At 64.6% G+C, this 18,570-nt stretch carries 17 protein-coding genes; 3 read left to right on the plus strand and 14 right to left on the minus strand.

Annotated features, from left to right (window positions below; translation table 11 throughout):
• Positions 1–53 precede the first annotated feature (53 nt).
• The 9 genes from ACE3P9_RS00535 to hfq all read right to left on the minus strand — a co-directional run bounded on the left by ACE3P9_RS00535 (position 54) and on the right by hfq (position 8,259).
• Positions 54–614 (minus strand): DUF2062 domain-containing protein, encoded by a 561-nt coding sequence (locus ACE3P9_RS00535; RefSeq protein WP_374490888.1) that lies wholly within the window; start codon positions 612–614, stop codon positions 54–56.
• 10 nt (positions 615–624) lie between these two features.
• Positions 625–1,161: a phosphoribosyltransferase gene (locus tag ACE3P9_RS00540; RefSeq protein WP_374490890.1), complete on the minus strand. Its 537-nt coding sequence runs from the start codon at positions 1,159–1,161 to the stop codon at positions 625–627.
• Between the two features lie 26 nt (positions 1,162–1,187).
• Positions 1,188–2,588 (minus strand): adenylosuccinate synthase, encoded by a 1,401-nt coding sequence (locus ACE3P9_RS00545; RefSeq protein WP_374490892.1) that lies wholly within the window; start codon positions 2,586–2,588, stop codon positions 1,188–1,190.
• Between the two features lie 44 nt (positions 2,589–2,632).
• Positions 2,633–3,817: an ATP phosphoribosyltransferase regulatory subunit gene (locus tag ACE3P9_RS00550; RefSeq protein WP_374490894.1), complete on the minus strand. Its 1,185-nt coding sequence runs from the start codon at positions 3,815–3,817 to the stop codon at positions 2,633–2,635.
• A gap of 113 nt (positions 3,818–3,930) precedes the next feature.
• Complete coding sequence (locus tag ACE3P9_RS00555) at positions 3,931–4,119, minus strand: DUF2065 domain-containing protein (RefSeq protein ID WP_374490896.1); 189 nt, start codon at positions 4,117–4,119, stop codon at positions 3,931–3,933.
• 8 nt (positions 4,120–4,127) lie between these two features.
• Complete coding sequence (gene hflC / locus ACE3P9_RS00560) at positions 4,128–5,024, minus strand: protease modulator HflC (RefSeq protein WP_374490898.1); 897 nt, start codon at positions 5,022–5,024, stop codon at positions 4,128–4,130.
• Positions 5,025–5,084: 60 nt separating this feature from the next.
• Entirely contained in the window at positions 5,085–6,512 is a 1,428-nt protein-coding gene (hflK, locus tag ACE3P9_RS00565) for an FtsH protease activity modulator HflK (RefSeq protein ID WP_374490900.1), read from the minus strand.
• Positions 6,513–6,713: 201 nt separating this feature from the next.
• A complete protein-coding gene (hflX, locus tag ACE3P9_RS00570; RefSeq protein WP_374491632.1) occupies positions 6,714–7,862 on the minus strand; it encodes a GTPase HflX in 1,149 nt (382 codons plus the stop codon).
• Between the two features lie 136 nt (positions 7,863–7,998).
• A complete protein-coding gene (hfq, locus tag ACE3P9_RS00575; protein ID WP_374490902.1) occupies positions 7,999–8,259 on the minus strand; it encodes an RNA chaperone Hfq in 261 nt (86 codons plus the stop codon).
• A gap of 210 nt (positions 8,260–8,469) precedes the next feature.
• On the opposite strand from hfq, the gene hemH reads away from it, so the two are divergent.
• A complete protein-coding gene (gene hemH / locus ACE3P9_RS00580) occupies positions 8,470–9,579 on the plus strand; it encodes a ferrochelatase (RefSeq protein WP_374490904.1) in 1,110 nt (369 codons plus the stop codon).
• Between the two features lie 33 nt (positions 9,580–9,612).
• Positions 9,613–10,437, plus strand: coding sequence for a YdcF family protein (locus ACE3P9_RS00585; RefSeq protein WP_374490906.1), 825 nt, complete (start codon positions 9,613–9,615; stop codon positions 10,435–10,437).
• A 90-nt stretch (positions 10,438–10,527) separates the two neighbouring features.
• Here the strand turns inward: ACE3P9_RS00585 and ACE3P9_RS00590 are convergent, their stop codons facing one another.
• The 3 genes from ACE3P9_RS00590 to ACE3P9_RS00600 all read right to left on the minus strand — a co-directional run bounded on the left by ACE3P9_RS00590 (position 10,528) and on the right by ACE3P9_RS00600 (position 14,880).
• The gene (locus ACE3P9_RS00590; protein WP_374490908.1) at positions 10,528–11,100 is read right to left on the minus strand and encodes a membrane integrity-associated transporter subunit PqiC; all 573 of its coding nucleotides are present in this window, start codon (positions 11,098–11,100) and stop codon (positions 10,528–10,530) included.
• Between the two features lie 145 nt (positions 11,101–11,245).
• Positions 11,246–13,111: an intermembrane transport protein PqiB gene (locus ACE3P9_RS00595; protein WP_374490910.1), complete on the minus strand. Its 1,866-nt coding sequence runs from the start codon at positions 13,109–13,111 to the stop codon at positions 11,246–11,248.
• Between the two features lie 311 nt (positions 13,112–13,422).
• A complete protein-coding gene (locus ACE3P9_RS00600) occupies positions 13,423–14,880 on the minus strand; it encodes a paraquat-inducible protein A (RefSeq protein WP_374490912.1) in 1,458 nt (485 codons plus the stop codon).
• Positions 14,881–15,151: 271 nt separating this feature from the next.
• On the opposite strand from ACE3P9_RS00600, the gene ACE3P9_RS00605 reads away from it, so the two are divergent.
• A complete protein-coding gene (locus ACE3P9_RS00605; protein ID WP_374490914.1) occupies positions 15,152–15,820 on the plus strand; it encodes a riboflavin synthase in 669 nt (222 codons plus the stop codon).
• 81 nt (positions 15,821–15,901) lie between these two features.
• On the opposite strand, the gene ACE3P9_RS00610 is transcribed toward ACE3P9_RS00605, so the two are convergent.
• Positions 15,902–16,969: an LD-carboxypeptidase gene (locus ACE3P9_RS00610; protein ID WP_374490916.1), complete on the minus strand. Its 1,068-nt coding sequence runs from the start codon at positions 16,967–16,969 to the stop codon at positions 15,902–15,904.
• A 93-nt stretch (positions 16,970–17,062) separates the two neighbouring features.
• Positions 17,063–18,559 (minus strand): tRNA adenosine(34) deaminase TadA, encoded by a 1,497-nt coding sequence (gene tadA / locus ACE3P9_RS00615; RefSeq protein ID WP_374490918.1) that lies wholly within the window; start codon positions 18,557–18,559, stop codon positions 17,063–17,065.
• Between the last annotated feature and the right edge of the window lie 11 nt (positions 18,560–18,570).

Here is an 18,570-nt window from a genome sequence, read left to right on the forward strand (position 1 = left end):
CGCGCGAGCCCTGGCTCCTCTGGCCCGCTCCGAGTGAGTGCCTGTTGCGGATATCAGCTTTTGCCAGGAGGGCCAGTTCTCCGCCCTGCTCTTGCCGTCCAGTACTGATGCACCCACCACACCAGGCTGATGATCAGATAGCTTCCCAGCCCTCCGGCGACGGCCAGAATCAGAAGCCCCACCATCAGCGGCTTGCCCATGGATTTGATTTTTTCCCAGTTCCCCAAGGACATCTGGGAAGCACCTCCCGACGCCGGCGTTGCAGTGGCCGCACGGGGAAGAGCTGGAGCTGGACCGGACGTTCCCAGTACGGTACTGCCCAGCTCATACGCAAGGTAGTACACAGGCGCAAAGGTCACGGGGTTGCTCACCATGGTGCTAGCCGCTGCGGCAGGCAGGTTGGCGCGCAGCACGATCGCTGCAATGGCGGATGCGGGGATCTGGGCGATGGGCACCAGAAGTCCAAAAAAGATGCCGATGGCCACCCCAAGTGCCACCCCGTGCCGGGACCACTGCCACAGGGAAGGACGCCCCAGCCAGGGTGCAAGCCAGCCCAGCCAGCGGCTCTTTTCGAGTTTTTCCTGCGTGGGAATCCAGCGCTCTTGCCAGCTCATGTCTCGGTCATCAGGGCAGCAGGGAATCCTGGAGACGGGCGGCCAGGGTTTCGGGGCGCAGGGTATCGTAGATCTCGAACGGCTGGTGGATCCAGGGACTGCTGGGGAGATGTTCCACTGAGTAGTCCGGCTGAAACTGCGATACCCCCTTGGTCCAGATGACTGCGCTGCGCAGCTCCGTGATGGGAGGATAGTCATTGCGCAGCATGCGGATCACGGCTTCCAGTGTCTTGCCGGAGTCGGCCAGATCGTCGACCAGCAGCACACGCCCGGCAATCTCACCTCTGGGCGTGGTGATGTAGCGCGCGATGTCGAGGTGCCCCTGTACCTTGCCTGCCTGCTCACGATAGGAGCTGGTGGACATGATGGCCAGCGGCACATCGAAGATGCGGCTCAGGACATCGCCTGGACGCATGCCCCCGCGCGCCAGGCACAGCACGGTATCGAACTTCCAGCCGGATTCATGCACGCTGAGCGCGAGGCGCTCGATCAGCCGACGGTATTCGTCATGGCTGACATAGAGGTGTTTGCCATCTTCGGTCAACATGCAGGGTCTCCTGGCTGGAATTGGCCTCAGGCCTTGGGAGCCGCAAAGGGATGCTGCATCATGATCGTATGGTTGCGATCGGGGCTGGTCGAGATGACATGCACGGGCACTCCCGTGGTTTCCTCGATGCGGCGCAGATAGTGACGAGCGGCGTCCGGGAGCCGGTTGTAGTCGGTCACGCCCACCGTGGATTGGGACCAGCCAGGCAGCGTCTCGTAGATCGGCTTGCAGCGGGCAATTTCCTCGGCGCCCATCGGAAGGATGTCGGTGGTGGTGCCATCGAGCTCATAACCCACGCACAGCTTCAGTTCCGGCAGGCCGTCGAGCACATCCAGCTTGGTGATGCACAGACCGGTCAGGCCGTTCACCTGGGCACTGCGCTTGAGCAGGGCTGCATCGAACCAGCCGCAGCGACGGCTGCGACCGGTGGTCACGCCCTTCTCTGCTCCCACGGTGGCCATGTGATAGCCCGGGGTGCCTTCCTTTTCCCATTCCAGCTCGGTGGGGAAGGGACCGCCACCGACACGGGTGCAATAGGCCTTGGTGATGCCGAGAATGTAGTGCAGCAGACCGGGGCCCACACCGGAACCGGCTGCCGCATTGCCAGCCACGCAGTTGCTGGAGGTCACGAAGGGATAGGTGCCGTGGTCGACGTCGAGCAGGGTACCTTGGGCTCCCTCGAACAGCAGGTTGCCACCGGCCTTGTGCACTTCGTTGAGTTCGCGGGACACATCGGCCATCATGGGCTTGACGGCCTCGGCATGGCGCATGGCTTCAGCATAGACGGCGTCATAGGACACCTTGCCATCCTGCATGTAGGGCTTGAGGGCTTCACCGAAATCGACTTCGGCGGAATGCAGCCAGGTGGTCAGAATATGGTTGTAGAGGGCCACGAGCTCCTGCAGCTTGGAGGCAAAGCGCTCCGGGAAGCGCAGATCCTGCATGCGCAGCGCGCGGCGTGCCACCTTGTCTTCGTAGGCCGGGCCGATGCCTCGGCCGGTAGTGCCGATCTTCTCGGCTCCGGCGCGAGTCTTGGCCGCTTCGCGTGCGATGTCGAGCGCGGCATGGAAGGGAAGGATAAGCGGACAGGCCTCGCTGATGCGCAGGCGGCTGCGCACTTCGACCCCGGCTTTTTCAAGATCCTCGATTTCCTCGAGCAGCTTGCTGATGGAAACAACCACTCCGTTGCCGATATAGCACTTGACGCCCGCACGCATGATGCCGCTCGGGATCAGGTGCAGGGCCGTGCGCACGCCATTGATAACCAGTGTGTGACCTGCATTGTGGCCACCCTGGAAGCGCACCACACCGTCCGCGCTCTCTGTCAGCCAGTCGACCAGCTTGCCCTTGCCTTCGTCTCCCCACTGGGTACCGACGACGACGACATTGCGGCCCTTGGCCACATCGCCCGAGAGATTGTTGCTCATAGTGTATGTATCCTCAAGAAATCGGTAAAAACGCTGGAGGCCCCTCAGGCCCGGTCGACAGGCACGAGCTGCCAGGATCCGGACTGGCACAGCAGCTCGCGATCGCATCGAAAGCCCTCTTCAGCCTCAGCGGGCTGGCCAGGCAAGGCCACCACGACGGTCTGTCCTTCCTGCCGCAAGGCCATGACCACCTCGCGCCATGCGGGATCGTCGCTCCAGCGGGCCAGTACGGCGGCAGGAGCCTCGTGGGGCGGCAGCGTGGCAGCGAGCGCCTTGACATCGAGACTGAAGCCCACGGCAGGCCGATTGCGGCCATAGACGGCACCCACTTCGTCATAGCGCCCACCACGCACGAGCGCGTTGTTGGAACCACGACCATAGAGTGCAAAGCGCACGCCGCTGTAATAGGAATAGCCACGTGAATCGGCCAGATCGAACAGCACTTCGACGCCAGGATGCGTGCGAACAATCTGGTCGGCGATCCAGTCGAGCTGGTCAAGTGCCTCGGTCACAGCCGGCAGCGCTGGCAGCAGGCTGCGGGCACGAGCCAGCACGCTGCGGTCGCCGTAGAGCGCGGGCAACGCCTGCAGGGCTTCTCGCACGGAATCGGGCAGTGCAGCCGCAGCCTCGGACAGGGCATTGGCATTCTTGGTGATGAGTGCGCTCTGGATGGCCCCTACATCATGGGCAATGCCCTGGGCCTGTGCCAGCAGTGCCGGAACGATGCGCGCATCGGAGAGATCGACCAGCAGCGCAGCTGCAGGCTGCTGCGCATCCAGGGCCCGCAAGGCGTCAATGGCCAGCGAAAGCACCTCGAAGTCTGCCTGCACGCCGCTGCATCCATAGAGTTCGGCACCGAACTGAAGCGGTTCGCGCGTGGCATGGGGCTGATCGGGGAAGGTATGCAGCACCGGCCCGCAGTAGCACAGACGAGTGACGCCAGGGCGGTTCAGCATGTGGGCATCGATGCGCGCAACCTGCTGCGTCATGTCGGCCCGCACGCCCAGAGTGCGCCCAGAAAGCAAATCCACAAGCTTGAAGGTCTGGAGGGCGAGCGTCTTGCCGGAGCCGGTCAGGAGCGATTCGATATGCTCGACCAGCGGGGGAATCACGAGCTCGTAACCGTAGCTGCCTGCCGTGTCCAGCAACTTGCGCCGGGTATCTTCAATGGAGCGCGCTTCGGAAGGAAGCACGTCGGCGATATGGTCGGGGAGTACCCAGGCAGACATGGCTGATGCAGTGCTGTTAAAAAAAGGATTCTACAAGGTTTCACATGGCACGGCAGGAAAACATGGCCTCCGCACACCATGCCGCATCCTGGACATACGCACCCGAGAGCCCTTCAGGACACCCACCAGTACAGCAGGAGCCCGGCAACGACACTCATGAATCCGAACAGTCTGATCTGCTGATCCGTCATGCGGGTGAGCCGCAGGAAGGTCTCGCGCCAGCGCGCCGGCAGGAGCATCGGCATGAGCCCTTCAAACATGAACATGAAAGCCAGCGCAAGCCAGAAAACATCCTGCTGCATGGCTGACCTCACTTGCCACCAGCCATGGCTCCGCCCTGATGCATGAGCTTGAAGAAGTCATTGGAAGAAGGATCCACCACGACCACATCGCCCTTCTTCTCCATCACGCTGCGATAGGCATCGAGATTGCGATAGAAACGCGCGAACCGGGGGTCCTTGCCGAACGAATCGGCATAGAGACGGGTGGCCTGAGCATCCCCCTCCCCCTTCACGCGCTGGGCATCGCGGTAGGCTTCGGCCACCGCCACGTCGCGCTGCCGGTCTGCATCGGCCCGAATCTTCTCTCCTTCGGCGCTGCCGGTGGAACGCAGCTCGTTGGCTACGCGTTCACGTTCGGCCTGCATGCGCCGATAGACGGATTCGGTGATCGCCTCTGCGTAATCCACGCGGGTGATGCGCACGTCGACCACGTCAATCCCCCAGGGCTTGCTGCCGCGAACGGTCGCGAGCACCTGGGCCTTCACGTTCTGCATGAGGGCCTCCCGCTTGGTGGACAGCACTTCAGTGACGGTGTACTTGTTGATTTCCTGCTGGAAGGCATTGCGCACCACGCGGGCCAGCTGCAGACTGCCGGCAGCCTCGTCCAGGCCCACGTTGCGGATGTAGGCCTGGGGATCGGCAATGCGCCAGCGCACATACCAGTCGACGACCACGCGCTGCTTTTCGGCCGTGAGCATGGATTCGTTGTCCTGGCTGTCAAGCACGAGCAGACGCTTGTCGAGGAAGCGCACGTTCTGGAAGGGGGGTGGAAACTTGGCATACAGGCCGGGCTGGGTCACGACCCGGTTGATCTGCCCCATGGTGTAGACCACGCCGAACTGGCGCTGGTCGACGACGAAGAGCACCGAGGCCAAGGCCATCAGGGCCACCACCAGGCCTATGACGAAGGCGATCACTTTATTCATGAGCGGAAATTCTTTCGTATGCGTGCAGGAAGCGGACAAAAAGGCTGCAAGGGAAACAGGTCATTGGTTGCGGCTGCGCGCGACGTCCGGATCGCGGCTGCGTGCATCTGCCACGGGATCGTTGGACCCTCCGGTGGCAGCCTGGGCTGCAGAGCCAGGAGACTGGGTCCCCGCTCCGGCAGAAGACGCGGCACCAGTCGACGTCGCTCCGGTGTCGGAGGAGGCTGCCGGCTTGGCTGCGCCAGCTGCAGCAGAGGTGTTCTGCAGGATTTTGTCGAGCGGGAGATAGAGCATGCTGCCCTGACGGGTTTCCACCAGGATCTTGGTGACGCTGGAGTACACCTGCTTCATGGTGTCGATGTACATGCGGTCACGGGTGGCCTGGGGAGCACGCCGGTATTCGGGCAGGATGGCATTGAAGCGCTCGGCATCCCCCTGCGCCTGCGCCACCACCTTGGCCTTGTAGGCGTCGGCCTCCGACTTGAGGCGCGCGGCCGTACCGGTGGCCATGGGCACCACGCGCATGGCGTAGGCTTGCGCTTCGTTCTTGGCGCGCTCGCGTTCCTGACCGGCCTTGAGCACATCGTCGAAGGCGGCCTGCACCTGCTCTGGGGGACGCACACCGCCCTGCTGCAGGTTGACGCCCACGACGTCGATGCCGATCTGGTAGCGGTCGAGAATGGCCTGCATGAGCTTGCGCACACGCGGGCCGATCTGATCACGCTCCTCTGCCAGGGCCGCATCCATGCGCATGCCGCCGATCACTTCGCGGATGGCGGTCTCGGCAGCCTGCACGACGGCCTGCTGCGGATCACGGCTGGCAAAGAGATAGTCGCGTGCATTGCTGAGTCGGTACTGGACGGCGAACTTGATTTCGACGATGTTCTCGTCGGCAGTCAGCATGGCGGAATCGCGCAACCCTGTGCTCTTGACGATGCCGTCGGAGCCTATGTCCACCGACCGGATCTGAGTGACATTGACCGTCTCATGGCGCTCGATGGGATAGGGGAGTGTCCAGTTGATGCCTGCTCCCACCGTGGTGCGATACTGCCCGAAGCGGGTCACGACGGCCTGCTGCCCTTCCTGCACGATGAAGAAGCCACTGAGCAGCCACAGCACCAGTGCACCGGTGGCGATGGCACCGATGCCCAGCCCGGCTCCCTTGCCATCCGGAATGCGTCCACCGCCCTGCCCTGCTCCTGGGGGCTGCCCTTCACCACCGCCTTGCCTGTTGCCCAGCAGACGCCCGATCTTGCGGTTGAAGTCCCGCCAGAGTTCGTCGAGATCCGGCGCTGCACCAGCATCCTGGCGGCCGCCGGGCTGGGAGCCTGGCCGTGGGGCCGATGGACGGGGCTCCTGTGCAGGAGGAGGCACATCCCTGTCGGGCTGGGCCGGCGGCGTCTCGTCGTCCTGCCGCCCCCAGCGGGGATCATTGAGGTTGAATACATGGGTGGCCCCTGCTCGCAGAGAACGGGGCAACCGCCTCATGAAACCGGAGGTTCGGGAAGCAAGGGGCAAACGGACGGACGGATCGTTGGAATGCATGGAAATGGGGCAGCAGGTTCGGATCAGAAGGGAGGTGCAGGAAGGATCAAGCCCATCCTGAAACAGGACGCACCCAAGCCAGATGCTGCCGGAATGCCGAAGTTAAAGAGACTATACCAGCGCAGCGGGCGCGACCGGCCCGGCTCAGTCGAGCGGCAGCAGGGGATCCGCGTGCGCATCGTCGGCCAGCGTGCGGGACGCAGCCTCGCGACGGGTTCGCACCGCATCGGCCATGGCCTCGCGCACGGCATCGAGCCCCAGCCCCTCGCGCGCACTCACGTGGACGCGGGGAATCTGCCGATGGTCCACTTCATAGGTGTCCACCAGCGTCCGGGGGCGACGTTCAGGGGGAATGGCATCGAGCTTGTTGAATACCAGCAGCTGGAGGATGTGATCGGCGCCGATCTCGGCCAGCACCTGCTGCACCTCTGCAATCTGCTCCACCCATGCGGGACTGGAGCCATCGACCACATGCAGCAGCAGATCGGCATCGACAGCCTCCTGGAGTGTGGCCTCGAAGGCTTCGACCAGACCATGGGGCAGCTCACGGATGAAACCGACCGTGTCCGACAGCGAGACGCTGCATTCCACCTGCGGCAGATAGAGCTGGCGCGTGGTGGTGTCGAGCGTGGCAAAGAGCTGGTCGGCCGCATAGGCCCTTGCCTTGACGAGGGCATTGAACAGGGTGGACTTGCCGGCATTGGTATAGCCCACGAGAGAAACGGCAAACGCGTCGTTGCGCCGCCGCTGCCGCCGCTGGGTGGTACGCTGGCGCTTGACCTTTTCGAGACGCTCCTTGGTGCGCTTGATGGCTTCACCGATCATGCGGCGGTCGAGCTCGATCTGCGTTTCACCGGGGCCTCCGCGCATGCCGATGCCGCCGGCCTGACGTTCGAGGTGGCTCCACCGCCGCACGAGCCGCGTGCTCAGGTACTGAAGACGCGCCAATTCGACCTGCAGCTTGCCCTCGTGGCTGCGGGCCCGCTGGGCGAAGATTTCGAGGATGAGCATGGTGCGGTCGTTGACCGGCATGTCGAGAGAGCGCTCCAGATTGCGCTGCTGGGCTGGGCTCAGTGCCTGATCGAAGAGCACCTCGGTGGCACCATGCTCGGCAGCCAGGGCACCGATCTCTTCTGCCTTGCCGCTGCCGACGAACAGGGCTGGATCGGGCGCGCGGCGCTTGCAGGTCAGGTGTGCGACCGGATCCAGTCCGGCCGTCTGGGCCAGCAATCCCAGCTCTTCGAGCTCGGCATCGAAGTGCGGGAGACCGAAGTCGACCCCCACGAGCAGCACACGCGGGCGGGACTTGTCGGGAGAATAGGAAGAACTCAAGGCAGAAGGTGAAAAATCATGCGGCGCATGCATCCTTCCAGGAGAAGGCTGTCATGCGCCGACGGAACCCCGGAAGACCGGGCGAAAGGGAGTGAAATCAGGCTGCGGCGTCAGGGCTTGCCTGTGCCGCTTCGGCCGTCAGCGAGAAGTTGACGGCGCGCCCGGGAACGATGGTGGAGATGGCATGCTTGTAGACCATCTGGGTCACCGTATTGCGCAGGAGGACCACGTATTGATCGAAGGATTCGATCTGTCCCTGGAGCTTGATGCCGTTGACCAGATAGATGGACACCGGCACATGCTCGCGACGCAAGGTATTCAAAAAGGGATCTTGCAGCAATTGACCTTTATTACTCACGATATTCTCCGTGTTTGTTTGTGATTATCGAGTGAACTCAGACCATAACATAGCTGGAGAAGGTTCTGCCCGCTGCAAGAGGCAAAGCCCTGTTTTTTTGTGTCCAAAGGCACGGGAACGGCAAACGTCTCGGCACGATCGCCTGTCGGAGCGCTGTGCGAGAATTCCGATCCGGGCCGAATGACCGGTCCGAATCGTCGAGGAAAAAAGATGGTCTATCGCCCCGAACCCGCCCATGTGCATGGCCGGCGCAGCCGCGTTGCCGTGGTGCTGTGCAACCTGGGTACGCCCGAGGCCCCCCGCCCTGCCGAGGTGCGGCGCTATCTGGCCCAGTTCCTGAGCGATCCCCGCGTGGTGGAACTCCCCCGGGCGCTGTGGCTCACGCTGCTGCATGGAGTGATCCTGCGCACGCGGCCTGCACGTTCGGCCGCCAAATACGCCTCTATCTGGCAGAAGGAAGGCTCGCCGCTGCTGACCTGGACGCGCAGACAGGCCCAGCTGCTGCAGGGGTGGATGGGGCATCAGGGACACGACGTGATCGTGACCCATGCCATGCGCTACGGACAGCCTGCCCTCGACGGTGTGCTGGACCACCTCAAGACCGAAGGCGTGGAGCGGGTGCTGATTCTGCCCGCCTATCCCCAGTATGCGGCATCGACCACGGCCAGTCTGCTCGATGCACTGGGAAGCTGGGTGCAGCAGACCCGCTGGGTGCCCGAGCTGCGCACGGTGACGGCCTACCACAGCCACCCTGCCTACATTGCGGCGCTGGCCCGACAGGTGCAGGCGCACTGGGAACGCGAGGGACAGGGCGAGCTGCTGCTGCTGAGCTTTCACGGGGTGCCGGCTCGTTCGCTGGCCCTGGGCGATCCCTACCACTGCCAGTGTCAGGTGACGGCACGGCTGCTGCGCGAAGCGCTGGGGCTGCCTGCAGAAAGGGTGATCGTGAGCTTCCAGTCCCGGTTCGGGCGGGCCCGCTGGCTGGAACCCTATACGCAGGCCACGGTGGAAGGACTGCCGGCAAAGGGCGTGAAATCCATCGATGTGATGTGCCCCGGATTCACGGCAGACTGTCTGGAAACGCTCGAAGAAATCGACATGGAAGTGCGGCAGGCATTCCTGCAGGCGGGGGGGCAGCGCTACGCCTATATTCCCTGCCTGAACGACGCTCCGCACTGGATCGAGGCACTGGGTCAGATCGGTCTGCAGCATCTGCAGGGATGGCCCACCGCTCTGCCATCTCCCCAGGAGGCCCAGCTTGCAGAGCAGGTCCGTGCCGAGAGCACGGCGCGGGCGCGTGCGATGGGTGCTCCCCAGTAGGTCCGGCGCCCTGCGCACAGGAAGACCATGCACATGATGGAGACGCTGTCAGGCTGGCTCATGGGGCTGGGCATGGCCAAGCCCGTGCTCACGGCCCTGGTTCTGCCTCCACTCGGCCCCCTGATGGGACTGCTGCTCGGTCTGGGGATGTTGTGGCGTGCCCGCCCCCATGCAAGTGGGCCGGGGCGGATGTGGGTGGGCCTCTCGGTTGCGGCGCTGTGGATTTTTTCGTGCCAATCGACTGCTGTCTGGCTGGCCCGGCATGCCCTGCCGGTCTTTGACCCAGTGACCCCTGCAGAGCTCCGGCAGAAGCAGGTGGACATGATCGTGGTGCTCGGGGGTGGCATTGATCTGCTGGCTCCCGAATATGGCACGCCCCAGCTCAGCCCTGTCAGCATGGAACGGCTGCGCTATGGCGCGTGGCTCGCCCGGGAAACGGGGCTGCCACTGGGATTTGCCGGAGGGGTGGGTTGGGGCAATGCGGGTGCCACGGGCACGGCAACTTCGGGAGTACCTGCCGAGGCTACCCTGGCAGCTTCAGTCGCGCCCCGTACCTTTGGCGTACCGCTGAGTCTGGCCGATGCCACATCGCGCGACACGCATGAGAACGCGGTGCAGACGGCCCGGCTGCTGAAGGCGAAGAACCTGCACCGCATTGCCCTGGTCACCAGCGCATGGCATCTTCCGCGCGCGCAGCGTGAATTTGCCCGCACAGGACTCGATGTGGTGCCGGCCCCGATGGGCTTCACGGGCCCATATGAAAGAGGATGGCTCGATGCGCTGCCCAGCGGACACGGCATGATGGCCTCCTGGCAGATCCTGCGTGAATGGCTGGGCCTGATGCTTACCAAGGGGTGAATGGGCCAGTCATGCCCGAGACCTGCGTCCTCTGGGTGGGCGAGAGATCGCCGAGATGGCATGACCTGAAGCGCAAAGAGCCCCGTGCGATCAGGGAACACACAGCACGTCTGTGGCGCTTCGGCCAGCCGTGGCTGCAGAACCGCTGCGCAGACGGGCAAGCGTGCGACCGATCTGTTCCCCCCACTGCCGCATGAGGGTCTGCTGGGCCTGTACGGCATCGGACACCGCAGGACCGGCAGGCACTCTGCGCCAGCTGCTCCGGCATACGAGCGCCCTGGACGCTTCTCCCGATGCAGAGACGGGGGCAAGGGCCTGCAGGGACCAGGTAGCATCGAGGTCCACGTATTGCCCCAGGGCCATGTCCATGCGCTGCACGGACAGTTGCAGCGCATACACAGGCAGCCCATAGCGCACGGCTCCGGGTGCAGGAATCTGCGCGTACTCGGGTCGTTCGAGCACCCCGGCAAGGACGGCACTGCGGATTTCGTCGGGCAGACCGCCCCGCCACTGGTCCTGCGGCAGGGGCACGACCTCGTCGCCGCCACTGAGCACCTGCAGTTCGGGACGGTCCAGCCCATCCGGGAGATGGACTTCTCCGGTGGTGATCAGAACCTGGGCGCGGTGGGTATCGCTGCTCCTCCCCGCTGCCTGCGAGGGCATGGACAGAGTGTGCAGCATCGGGAGTCGACCGGAGCCGCAGGCCGTCAGCAGCCCGCTGGCAAGGCAGACACAGAAAAAACCTGTCCAGCGGTGGATTGCGGAGCGCGAAGGAAAAGGCAGATGCAGATGCGACTGGAACACGGCTTCATTCTCCGAGGGAACGGGAGGACGGTGATGGCACGGGGCGAATGGGAGGCATCTGCTCGCTTCTTCCGCGCAGCAGGGCATCGGGCTGGGCCTGCAGAGAGTCGCTGAGCATGCGCACCGAACGGGCAGCCTTGCGTACCTCCTGCAGGGCATCGCTGGCCTGATCGGTCAGTCCGCCGGGTGCCAGGGTGCCCTGGGTCTTCTGAAGGGTGGCGTCGGCTGACTGCAGGGCATGCTGGGCGTCGACCAGGGCCTTGCGCGCTTCGGGCGTCAGGGTCTGCAGGCTGCGGTTGGCCGTATCCAGAGCGGCGGTAGCCGAATGCAGGGTGCGCTGCAGGTCGCTGCCGATCTGGTCGAAGCGCACCTTTTCGAGTCGACTGGCAATGCTGGCCAGCTGGTTCTGCAGCTGGTCGATGCCGCCCGGAAGAGAGGGAAAGATCAGGGTGTCGCCGCCAGCGGTGGCCACGGTCGCCGCAGAGGCCGCCGTGCGGACCCCATGTTCCAGACTCACGTAGAGCTGACCGGTCAGAAGGTTGCCATTCTTGAGTTGGGCGCGATAGCCATGGGTGATCAGATAGCGGACGAAGGCGAGGTCCTGCTGGCGCCGGGCAGCCTCGGTCCGCAGGCGGCCGCCTTCCTGCTGCTGGAAGTGCCAGTATGCCGCTCCGAGCTGACGCGGATAGAGCGCTGCATCGACCCATACGAAGAAGCTCTTGCGGGCCTCGTCGTAATCGACGGAGGTATCGAGCACTTCGCCGATGGCCTTGCCCTGCAGCTCCACGGGGGCATTGATCGCCAGTCCACGGATCGACTGGTCATAGCGCATGCGGATCATGACAGGCGGCTCCTCGCGGGTGGCGAAGGCCTGCTTCTGGTTGTCGTAGAGGGTGAACACCGCATTCTCGGGCGCTGCCTGCGGCGCAGGTGCCGAGGCGGCGGCGGCCGCATAGGACACGGAGCGGGGACGATCTCCGAAGGCGATGCCCCCTGCCACGATGGAGGCCAGGGATTCGGTGTTGACCTTGAATCCATCCGAACTCACGGAGACATCCACTCCCGATGCGTTCCAGAAGCGGGTTCGGCCATTGACGAAGCCGTCATAGGGATGATCGACGAAGATCTCGATGGCGACCTGCTTGCCGGAAGGATCGAGCGTGAACGATGTCATGCGCCCTACCTGCATGCGGCGGTAATACACGGGAGACCCGATGCCCAGCGATCCCATGGCCGGTGCCAGCAGTCGGAAGCGTCGCCCCTTGCTGTCGCGCATGACGGTAGGGGGCTGCTCCAGGCCGACGAATTCGAGCTGGCTCGGACTGTCATAGGACCCGGCATCCACACCCACATAGGCCCCCGAGAGCAGGGTATTGAGCCCCGACACCCCTCCCAGCCCCAGCTGCGGCCGCACGATCCAGAACTTGGAATCACGGTTGGCGATGCGGGCCGCAGAGCGTTCGAGTTGAACCGAGACGACCACGCCCTCGCCGTTGTCCTCCAGCTCGATGCGCTGCACGGTGCCAATCACCACTTCCTTGTAGCGCACCTGGCTCTTGCCGGCCACGAGACCTTCGGCGGTCTTGAAATGCAGTTGCAGCCGGGGCCCTGTCTGCAGCCAGTTGTGCACGGCAAAGGACAGTGCGATGAGTACAGCCACCATGGGCAGCAGCCAGATGAGAGAAAAACGCGGCCGCCGCACCGTGGCGCGCAGCACGGGCGATGGCGGAAGGGCATCATCGGTCACAGGTTCCGTACCGGGATCAGCGGCAGGCTCACGGGGCTGTTCGACCAACGGAGAAGCGGACGGAGAAGCAGTTCCGTCGCGTTCGGGGGGCTTGGCAGCGGATTCGGAGATAGGTTCCGGCATGGAATGAAGAAGATCGCGGAGGGACAGGCGGGCCACGCCACACCGGGTACAGGCATGGCGGTTGTAGAGACCGGCAGAACGTGGGACAAGACCTGTCCCATCCACACTCCTGCCGAAGCGCAAGGTCTCTAGCTTAGCGGCTTCCCGGGGCCCGGGCATGTCGGATGGGAAAAGGATGTTCCGGCAGCCTGGCGCTCGCCGCATGGGAAACCGTCGTCCGTACGCCTCCCCTCTGCGGGAAATTTCCTGCCCGAGCCCGGGAGACAGACCTTGCTGCCCTCCTGCTCAGGGTTGTCGAACGGGGTATCTCCTCAGATCGAGGAAGACCGCTCCTTGGGAAATCCCCGACAGAGGCGTGCTGCCCAGCTGCGTCGTGCCCAGGAGCGCTCCTGTGCCGCGTTCGGCTCCAGGGCACGGTCATAGGCATCCCAGAGCAGGCGGGGGTCGAAATGCTGTGCGGCCAGCATGGTGAACACCACCATCATGCCGAACGACCAGGCGGCCGGTCCGATCTTGACCTGCATGAGGCCGTCGAAATGCACCAGCGCAGCCAGCAGCACCACGACAAACACATCCAGCATCGACCATTGCCCTATCCACTCCATGGCACGGAAGAGCAGCGTATTGTTCCTGACCTCACCGAACCAGTTGCATCGCAGGCTCAGCAGGAGCCAGCCCATGACCGCAAATTTGAGCACCGGCACGGCCAGACTGGCCGTGAAGACCACCATGGCAATGCCGACCGAGCCGTTCTGATACAGATCGATCACACCGGACAGGATGGTGTGCTCGGCCGGCACGTTGTGCAGGGTGCTGGTCGACATGATGGGCATGAGGTTGGCCGGTACATAGAACGTCAGGGCGGTAAGCAGGTAGGCGGTGCACCGCGCGAGCCCGGCTTCCTGGCGATGGTGCAGAGCCGCTCCACAGCGCACGCAGCAGGGCTGCACGTTCCGTTGTCCTGCGGCTGGGTATGATCCCGCCTCCGGCAGTCGACGATGCACCATGCCGCAGCGATGACAGACCAGAAAGGCACGACGCCAGTCCGGCCCCGCCTGCGCCAGAGCCTGGGGCGTGAGGTGGCTTGCAGGCACCAGCCCAGACTCCTCGGCCATGCGCCACAGGGTGGGGGTATCGAGCCGTGCCAGCACGGCCAGCAGCGTGACCAGCAGCCCAAGAGCCACGAGGCCCAGGTCAATCTGCAGGCGTCCGATGCTGGCGAGCTTGATGAGCGCCACCAGCACCCCGAGCAGGAACACGGCCAGCATGTTCCAGTTCCGGGTCATGTCCACTGCGCGCAGCATGCGCACCAGCATGCGCGGCATGGCGCGGGCCGCAAGGCACCACAGGGCGCTGGTGAGGACTGCCAGCTCGGCCACCGGCAGCAGCACGGCGGTGAAGAAGGTCATCCAGCCCACCACCCAGTTGCCTGCATGCCAGGCGAAGCGGATGCTCTCCCAGATGGAAGTGGACTGAAGGTTGCCCTGTACATCCAGGGTCACCAATGGGTAGACCAGCACATGCACCAGCATGATCCAGGCAGTGAGGCAGATGGCGAGCAGCTGCAGTGGAGTCCAGCCCTGGAAGCGCGCGAGCGCATGCCCGCACCGGCTGCATGAGGCCACCTCCCCGCGCCGGAGGGGGCCCACAGCCACCACGCTGTCACAGTGCGGGCACACCTCAAGCCGGGTATGGCACGACAGCGGAGCACCTGCTTCCTGCGGTGCCCCATCGGCACACAGCAGGGAAGAAAACAGCTTGGACGACATGCAGCGGGATGGAACGAAGCGGTGAAAGGGTGATGGATCCGCATACCCGCTCTCCTGGACACGCGGCGGAACGAGGCCCTGTGTCCGGGGCATGTACGGACTTCTACAATGGCACCATTGTCCCGCAGAACGCCTGCAACGGCCACAAGGGCCACGAGCCGTTCCCGGGGCCTTGACGTTCTTTCGCCATTTCTCTATCCGGGAGGATGAAGGGGGGCCGCACGGCTCCGGAAGCTTCCTGTCCTCCCCTGCCCTTCAGGAGTTTCTGCCCATGTTCACAGGCATCATCACCGGCACTGGCCACATTTGCCACATCACGCCCCTGGGCGATACCGCTGCCCATGGCAAGCGGCTGACCCTCCAGGCGCCGGCAGGCTATCTGGACGACGTGGCCCTGGGCGACAGCATCGCCATCAACGGTGCCTGCATGACCGTGGTCGCCTTCGACCCGCAGGCGAGCACCTTCGACATCGACATCTCGGCCGAATCGCTCGACAAGACCTCCGGACTGGATCGCGAAGGACTGGTCAATCTCGAAAAGGCGCTCGGCGCCCATGAACGCCTGGGCGGACACATCGTGAGCGGCCATGTCGATGGCATCGGCATGGTGCGCTCCTTCGATGCCGTGGGCGAAAGCCAGGAACTGCGCATTCTGGTTCCGCGTTCTCTGGCCCGCTTTCTGGCCTACAAGGGCTCGATCACCGTCAACGGCGTCAGCCTCACCGTCAACCGGGTCACCGACCTGTCCGGGCAGGAAGCGGCCTCGACCGGGTATGGCTGCGAGATCAGCATCAACCTCATTCCCCATACCGTGCAGAACACGGCCCTGCGCGTGCTGGAGCCCGGCATGCGCGTCAATCTGGAGATCGACCTGATTGCCCGTTACGTCGAACGCATGCTCGCGGTCAGCCCCGGCCTGGGAACAGCAGCCTCCTGCTGACCCTGGCCGAGAAGATGCCCCATCGCAGCTGCATCATGCTGCGTGCAGGGCCGGTCTTGCCGCACCATTCCGGCACCCTGCCTATGCAGCGGGACGTCCCGCATGGTCATGGTCATGGTCATGGTCATGGTCATGGTCATGGTCATGGTCATGGTCATGGTCATGGTCATGGTCATGGTCATGGTCATGGTCATGGTTATGGTCATGCGAAGGGAAGGGACTGTGTCCCCACATCAGCAGACGGTCGCGCCCTTCCACCTCGAAATCCACCCGTGCGCCCACGGGCAGCATCACCTTGGTGGGCACATGCCCATGGGGAAGCCCGGTGAAGATGGGGGTGCGTGTCTGTGTGCGGAGCCAGCGCACGACGGCTGGCATGCCGAATCCCCGATCCTGGGGCAGACGCCTGTAATCGGTGAACTGCCCCAGCAGGATGGCACGCTGCCGATCCAGCACGCCGGCATGCAGCAGCTGGGTGAGCATGCGCTCGATGCGATAGGGCTGCTCGGCCACATCCTCCAGGAACAGCACGCCCCCTTCCACATGCGGGAAATAGGGAGTCCCCAGCAGGCTCGTGAGCACACACAGGTTGCCCCCCCACAGGGTCGCATCCCGCACGGGGGCCTCCAGCACGGGGAGCTCGTCTTCGGGCTCCTGCCGCTTGGTCACATACCAGCCTGCCCCCTCGCTCGACCCATCCAGCAGTTCCTCGAAGCAGGCCTGGGTGATATCGTCCGGCTCCTCGGCCTGCCCCCAGTCGGCAAGAAGAAGATTGCCGGCCCAGGTGGGGGTTTCCAGCCCTTCGCGCGCCAGAAGGGCCAGCTGCAGGGCCGTGAAGTCGCTCAGCCCGACGAACAGCGTGCCATGCGCAATGGCATGCGCCATGTCCCGATAAGGCAGGCGCGGCAGCAGCCGCGTGAGCCCGTAGCCGCCCCGCGTGGGCAGCACCATGTCGGCCCCGCTGGCCGCTGCACGCGCGATGGCGGTCAGGCGAACCTCGTCGTCGCCGGCAAAGCGCTGAAAGGTCGACAGGGCATCCCGATCCTGCTCCACCTGGTGTCCGAGCGCCTCCAGCCGCCTGATGCCGCGCCGATAGGCCGCCTTGTCCCGAACGGCCCCCGAAGGAGAATAAATGTAGATGTGCGCCATGTGCGGACTTCCTTTCTTGCTATCGATGAACAGGGGGCTCTCCATGCCCCGACAGAGGGGAGCCCGTCCCGGTGGGCACGGGCCAAGGAGCCCTCATGGCCCCTGCGTCTGCTGCGCACGAAGCTGCACCATCAGCGGCGCCAGCGCCTGCGCATGGTCCTGCGCGTGCCGTGCCAGCCATGCGAGCAGCGCAGCACCGCAGCAGCCAGGCTCCAGTCCCTCTGCCAGTGCCGGACAGGCGTCGCCCTGCCCTGACACTGCGTCGGAATGCGCCTCGACGTCCAGAAAAGCCGCATCCTGGGGTGCGGGTGGAAGCACTGCGCTCCAGGCGGACCATCGCCATGCGGCACGGTGTCCGGCATCCGGCCAGGGCAAGGTCCATACTTCCCGGCTCTCCCCGTGCATGCTGCCGGCCCAGTGTCTGCCCGGATCGAACGAAGACTTGCGGGCACAGGCCAGCCTCCAGGCACGGGCAGGCTGACGGCTCAGCGCTTCCCAGGCATCGCCCCATACGGGGTCGAGCGCCTGCCAGACAGGGCCGCGTTCGTGCGCATCGGCTTCACCCTGCCCGGATTGTCTGGACTGCCTGGACTGCCGCACCCACCGTGCGGCCAGCATGGCCGCACTGTCGTGGCTCACGATCAGCGCGGGAGCCATGCCGGCCGCCGGGGTCAGCTGCTCCCACCACTGCATGAGCAAGTCCAGCTGCCCGTGCAGGGAATGCTGGGCAGTCTTCTTGGGCTTGTCGCTCAGGCCATGCCCCGGAAGGTCCGGTGCCAGCACCCGCCATCCCGTCGCATGCAAGGCCGCTATCCACGGCTGCCACTGCGCCGCCTGCGCCGCATAGCCATGCAGCAGGACCACCGAGGGGCGAGTCGTGTCACCGGGCGCACTGTCGTGGTAGTGCAGGCGCCAGGCAGGAGCCTTTGCTCCCGGCACGCAGGGCACCAGTGCCCAATGGCTGGTTTCCGGATTCCACAGGGGAGACGTGGCGCAGACCTGCCGAGGCAGGCGCACCGCGTCCTCGCGCAGTGGCGCATGCGCCGGATCATCGCGACGCATGGCACTCCCCTCGCGCCGCTCCCTGAAAAAGGCGCGCAACACCGCGGCACACTCCTGCTGCACCTTGCGCAGGGTTTCCGACATGGAAACTTCGTCGGCCCCCAGCAGACGGACACGGGTCTGGTGATTGAGCGCCTCCTGTGCAAAGAGATTCACCACCGATCCGGCCGCTCCGGTCCGGGGATCGGCCACCGCATACACCACTTCCGCAAGGCGGGCATGGAGCATCGCCCCGCTGCACATCGCACAGGGCTCCAGCGTCACGTAGAGAGTACAGCCTTCGAGCCGGTAGTTGCCGAACTGCCGCGCAGCTTCCCGCAAGGCCTGCACTTCGGCATGGGCACTCGGGTCGGGCCCCTGAATGCAGGCATTGCCTCCCCGGCCCAGCAGGGTTTTGCCATCGGGAGCAACCACCACCGCTCCCACCGGCACCTCGCCTCGTTGGGCAGCCAGACGGGCCTCCTCCAGCGCCATGCCCATCCAGTGAGCATCGGCCGCCGCGTCACTACCCTGTTCACGAACATCCATGAATTCCTGCT

Source organism: Allobrachymonas sp. (assembly GCF_041912815.1).
In the GTDB taxonomy this organism is placed as follows: Bacteria; Pseudomonadota; Gammaproteobacteria; order Burkholderiales; family Burkholderiaceae_C; genus Brachymonas.